This window comes from Streptococcus sp. 2021WUSS109 (assembly GCF_044427305.1).
Taxonomy (GTDB): domain Bacteria; phylum Bacillota; class Bacilli; order Lactobacillales; family Streptococcaceae; genus Streptococcus; species Streptococcus suis.
In genome coordinates this window covers 1-5,223 of record NZ_JAOTGF010000042.1, presented here as the reverse complement: position 1 = coordinate 5,223, position 5,223 = coordinate 1, and the positions used below count along the sequence as shown (strand labels likewise).

Annotated in this window: 7 protein-coding genes; 1 reads left to right on the top strand and 6 read right to left on the bottom strand. The window is 41.4% G+C overall.

The genetic code is table 11. The features are described 5' to 3' along the window. The first annotated feature begins 204 nt into the window (after window positions 1-204). Window positions 205-582, top strand: coding sequence for an HIT family protein (locus ODU37_RS10465; RefSeq protein WP_044759024.1), 378 nt, complete (start codon window positions 205-207; stop codon window positions 580-582). 27 nt (window positions 583-609) lie between these two features. On the opposite strand, the gene ODU37_RS10460 is transcribed toward ODU37_RS10465, so the two are convergent. From ODU37_RS10460 to ODU37_RS10435, 6 genes are all read right to left on the bottom strand, one after another. After that, window positions 610-819, bottom strand: a complete 210-nt coding sequence (locus tag ODU37_RS10460; protein ID WP_044759026.1) for a heavy-metal-associated domain-containing protein — start codon at window positions 817-819, stop codon at window positions 610-612. A gap of 161 nt (window positions 820-980) precedes the next feature. Beyond that, window positions 981-1,451, bottom strand: a complete 471-nt coding sequence (locus tag ODU37_RS10455) for a CopY/TcrY family copper transport repressor (protein WP_044759029.1) — start codon at window positions 1,449-1,451, stop codon at window positions 981-983. Between the two features lie 102 nt (window positions 1,452-1,553). Then, window positions 1,554-3,062 (bottom strand): zinc ABC transporter substrate-binding protein AdcA, encoded by a 1,509-nt coding sequence (locus ODU37_RS10450; protein WP_044759031.1) that lies wholly within the window; start codon window positions 3,060-3,062, stop codon window positions 1,554-1,556. Between the two features lie 9 nt (window positions 3,063-3,071). Then, window positions 3,072-3,884, bottom strand: coding sequence for a metal ABC transporter permease (locus ODU37_RS10445; RefSeq protein WP_002936593.1), 813 nt, complete (start codon window positions 3,882-3,884; stop codon window positions 3,072-3,074). After that, window positions 3,877-4,581 (bottom strand): metal ABC transporter ATP-binding protein, encoded by a 705-nt coding sequence (locus ODU37_RS10440; RefSeq protein WP_024404806.1) that lies wholly within the window; start codon window positions 4,579-4,581, stop codon window positions 3,877-3,879. The genes ODU37_RS10445 and ODU37_RS10440 overlap by 8 nt, the downstream gene beginning before the upstream one ends. Then, a complete protein-coding gene (locus tag ODU37_RS10435; RefSeq protein WP_012774904.1) occupies window positions 4,582-5,025 on the bottom strand; it encodes a zinc-dependent MarR family transcriptional regulator in 444 nt (147 codons plus the stop codon). Window positions 5,026-5,223: the final 198 nt, after the last annotated feature.

Below are 5,223 nucleotides of genomic sequence, written 5' to 3'. Positions count from 1 at the left end.
GAAACCAAATTGACCGCGATTGTAGTCTGGATTTTCTTTGTGTAACATAGCGATTCTCCCTCTGCTTATTAGCTAGTATTCCTATCTCTATTATACTACTTTACATATGAAAAAGCCGTTAGAAATATAATTCTAACGACTTTGTCTTCATTCTGAAAGGAAATCCTATGTGATTTCCTTTTCTGCTAACCTAGGAGAAATGACATGACCTGTATTTTTTGTCACCAACTCAATGAAAATGACATTCTCTACCAGACGGAGCATTTCAAGGTCGTCTGGGATATTGACCCTGTCCAAACGGGGCATCTACTGATTATCAGCAAGGAACACTATGACACGCTTAGCCAAGTCTCTCCTGCTGTTCGCTATGAACTATCAGACTTGGAAGTCTTGTTGACTGAAAAACTCTGTCAAATATTGGCAATTGACGGCGTGACCATAGCCTGCAACGACCGCTTGTTTGATGCTGGCACCCATTTCCATGTCCACCTGATTCCACGCTTTCAATCAGACGGCTTCTGGGACCAAATTTCACTTGCACAAGTGCAACTGGATCTGACTCACTTTCTCAAAGCATTATAAAAAGCAGCCCGCCGGCTGCTTTTTCGCTTATATCAACTCTTCCACTTCATAGATAGTATCATCCAGCACCTCTTGGTACTGTTCCAAGTCATAGGCCACAGAGGTTTCCACCTCCGCCAACTGCTCTTCCAGCTGGATGTTCACCTCTTCCACCCCGTCCAAGTCCAAGAGGTGATTGGTCACGTGCTTGACACAGTTCTGACACGATAAGTTTTTCAATTTCAAAGTTTGCTTCATATTCTTTCTCCTTTTTTATACTCAATGAAAATCAGGTTCGGGGAACCTTTGAAGGTTGGAAATTGGGCGAACGTCTTCGTTTCTCCAAGAGCAGATAGACCCCTACTACTTTCGCATTTTCAGGTAGCAGGCTGTAAAGCTCCACCGGAGCTTTACACTCATCAAGTCAAGTCAACAACGTCTGAGGTTGATTTTCGAAGAGTATGATGATGCCCACAGGTACATTGCCCCGCCAAACACCGACAAGCGATTTGCTCAGGTGCGGTCTTTTGTAGCTGAGAGATTTTGTTGGCTAGATTTTCTAAGCTTTTTTGGGAAAATTTCCCTGTGTCTAGCAGTTTTTCAACCAGTTGCCCCTGTTTTGTGGAACATATGGTAGCTAGTAAGAGCTCCACCTGCCCCTGCAAATGTTCCTCTTCACTGATCAGCGGGTAGTAGTGGTACTTGCTGGTTTCCTTATCCATTCTCAAATAATTTTTCTTCCGCAGCCGCCCTAAAAGTGTCTTAATGGTCGTCGCCTGCCAATCAAAACCTTCCTGCAAGGCCTGAATAATTTCCTGAGAAGTTGCACCAGGATAGGCCCACAGAACCCGCATGACCTGCCACTCCGCAGCAGAAATTGTCTGCTCCACACATTCACCTCCCAACAATCATTTTCTAACTTTAGTTTACATTTGTAGTCAAAAATTGTCAAGAAGAAAGACTGAACATCTTGCCCAGTCTTCTCATTATTCTTAGTGAGCCAGCATTTCCTGACCAATTTCCAAACCAGTCAAACCAACAGGGTAGTATGTCGGCCAGTTTTCCAACTCTTCCAAGAGTTTTTCTTGGCTCTCTCCGCCAAAATAGATATGGAAGTGACCTGTTTTAACAGGGGCGATATTGTGGTCGCTAAATTGAACATACTTATAGTTACCAGCATTTGCATCCGTTGCTTCAAACAAGAAACGAACACCACGATTTCCTTTTTTGTAGGTCAAAATCTTATAACCCACATACTTATATGTGAATTTTTCTTTCTTATCTCCCACTACAAATTCCATGGTATTATCTGTAATGTTAATTTGATCAACATCTGTTTTGTAGCCTGTATCGTAATAAGCCTTGTACTCTTCAGCTGTCATACCACCTTTGATCTTAGCCTTGTAATCCCAGACCTGATCTAGTGTACCATCAAGCAAGTATGGATAAACAGATTGCCACTCACCTGCATAATCTGAAAGAGTACGATCTTTTACGGCACTATCTTCAAAATAACCATTATAGACAGTTTGCGCAGTCTCAGCACCTTCTTCTGGCAAAATTTCAGAACCTTCTTGGGAAGTTGTTTTTTCAAGGGCAGTCAGATTATCTTCCATAACAGAAATATAATCCTTACCATTTTTCATATCCTCATCCGTCAAACTTTCAAGAGGATTAAGAACGTCCAACTGAACCCCAGTCTCTTTAGCAAGTGTTTCTGCAACAGATTTTGACGCATTTTCTTCAAAATAGATATACTTAATACCATATTTATTGATATACTCTGTTAATTCTGCTAGACGTGATGGAGTCGGATCCTCATCTGCAGCAACACCTGTAATAGAAACTTGTTTCAAACCATAGTCCAAAGCCAAATATGCAAATGCAGTATGCTGTGTAACAAAGTATTTCTGTTTCGCAGCAGATAATGTTTCAGAATACTTCATATCTAAAGCATCTAATTTCTCAATATAGGCTGCCGCATTTGTTTCAAAAGCATCTTTCTTTTCTGGATATTTAGCTACCAAACTATCACGAATATTTTCTACAAGTGTGATGGCACGCTCAGGAGACAACCATACATGCGGATCATAAGCATGGCTATGCCCCTCCTCACTATGGTCGTGATCCTCACCTTCTTCACTACCTGGCAACAAGAGCATCCCTTCCGTCGCACTAATCACATTAACCTTTGTTGTATCAAGTGATTTTTCAACATCATGAACCCATGTTTCCATATTTTCATTTTCATAAACAAAAGCATCTGCCTCTTGGATACGAGCAATATCTTTAGCTGACGGCTCATAACCATGAACCTCTGTCCCAGCCTTAACCAACAGATCAACATTTGCCTCATCACCTGCCACCTGCTTGGTAAACTCATAAACAGGATAAAAGGTCGTTACAATATTCAACTTCCCATCTTCAGAAGCCGTGCTATTGCCACAAGCCCCTAAAAGCAAAGCTGAGACAGACAATAATAATAAACCAACTTTTTTCATCTTAACTCCTTATTTTTTAAATTTTTGAACAACATTCACCAGTAAGAAAATACTAATGAAAATCAAGGTAATACTTGCACTAGCTGGGGTTTCTGCATAGTAAGAAGTCAGCAACCCCATGACCATTCCAAAAAAGCCAATGCCCATCCCAGTAAAGATAACAGCTTTAAAACTCTTACCAAGTCGCAATGCAATAGAAGCAGGCAACACCATAATTGTTGAAACCAGCAAAGCACCTGCCGCAGGAATCATTAAGGCAATGGCAACACCAGTCACCACATTGAAGGCAATGGACATAGCTCGCACAGGCAACCCATCTACAAATGCCGTATCCTCATCAAAAGTAAGAATATACATCGGACGTAAAAACAGCAATGTCAGCACAATGACAATCACAGCAATCGTAAACAAAGCAATTACCTGCTCCTGACTAATCGTCACAATTGAGCCAAACAGATATTGTTCCAGGCTAAGCCCTGATTTCCCACCAGATTTATTCATGACAATGAGCGAAATAGCCAAACCAGTCGACATGAGGATAGCCGTCCCAATTTCCATAAAATTCTTGTAAATTGTCCGCAAATACTCTAAAAATACAGCTGCCACAATAACGACAAGTACAGTCGAAAGCGTTGGCGAAATCCCCAATACCAAACCAAATGCAACCCCCGCCAACGAAACATGACTAAGAGTATCCGACATCAAACTCTGTCGTCTGAGTATCAAAAAGACCCCCAAAATAGGCGAGAACAAACTCATCGCAATGATTGCCAGGAAAGCACGCTGCATAAAGTCATAATGAAATACAGATAGATCAAACATCGGCAACCTCCTCATCCGCTTCATGAACATTGAAACAACGCCAAGGAGACTGCTGATCACGAACCAAGTGAATGTTTCGATCAGCATACCTATTCAGCTCATCAGGATCATGAGTTATCATCAGAACCGACTTTCCATGCTTCTTAGCCGAATGATGCATGAGCTGGTAAAAAGCATCCTTGGTCCCTGCATCCATCCCTGTTGTCGGTTCATCCAGAATAAAAATATCTGGATCAGAGGCAAACATACGCGCAATGACCGCACGCTGCTTCTGCCCACCACTCAAAGCACCTAAGCGCTTATCCCGATGTTCCCACATTCCAACTGATTCCAAACTAATCCGAACATGTTCCTCATCATGGGCTGTCAAACGACGAAACCAACCTTGTCGAGGATAACGCCCTGATTTTACAAATTCGTAAACCGTGCTCGGAAAACCAGCATTAAAACTTGCAATTTGCTGAGGTAAATAGGCCATTCTCAACTTCTTACCTTTTATACTCTTCTCAGCAATAGAAACCCTCCCCTGTTTGGGCTTCAATATCCCCAAAGTCGCCTTAATGAGGGTTGTCTTGGCTGCGCCATTCTCACCAGTCAAAGTCACAAATTCCCCACTATCAAGATAATAATGAATATGTTCTAAAACCGGTTCTTTGTCGTAGTAAAACGACAAGTCTTCCACAGTAATATATCTCATTTATTTTCTAATCTTCTCCACTAACTCACTTAAGAATCGAGCAATTGACTCCTGCTCTTCAAGACTATAATTTTCCAAAAGCTCCTCATAAGCTTCCAAGGTATGCGCGTGATGATGAGCATGCTCTGCAGCAATAGGCTTAGCAGCCTCAGTCAAACTAAAGCGAACAATACGAGCATCCTTATCATCTCTAACCGCCACCAGTAACCCCTGAGCAACTAATGACTTTGTAGCCTTCGTGATCGCAGCCTGACTAACATTCAACTCCTTAGCAATCTCAGTATTAGTATATGCAGCCTTTTCAATAAGCATCAAAATATGCTCCTGCGTATTCGTCAACTTCACCGTGCTTTGACAAGAACCAACCAAAATCTCCAATTGATTCTCCGAACTCAAAACAATCTCGTGCAGGTACTTCTCAATTTCTAATGCAATACGATTCATAGGCATCCCCTTAACCTTTTAATTAACTTGTTAAGTATACCACATAGAAAACAAAAAAACAAGGAAAATTTTGATATACTCCCCTTATAGTGGACAGTGAAAAAACAAAAATTTTCACTAGAAACTATAAAGGGAGTTTTATTATGTCCAAAAGAAGTCCAAAGTCTGTCTCTGAGAAACTAGAAATTGTTCTACTCC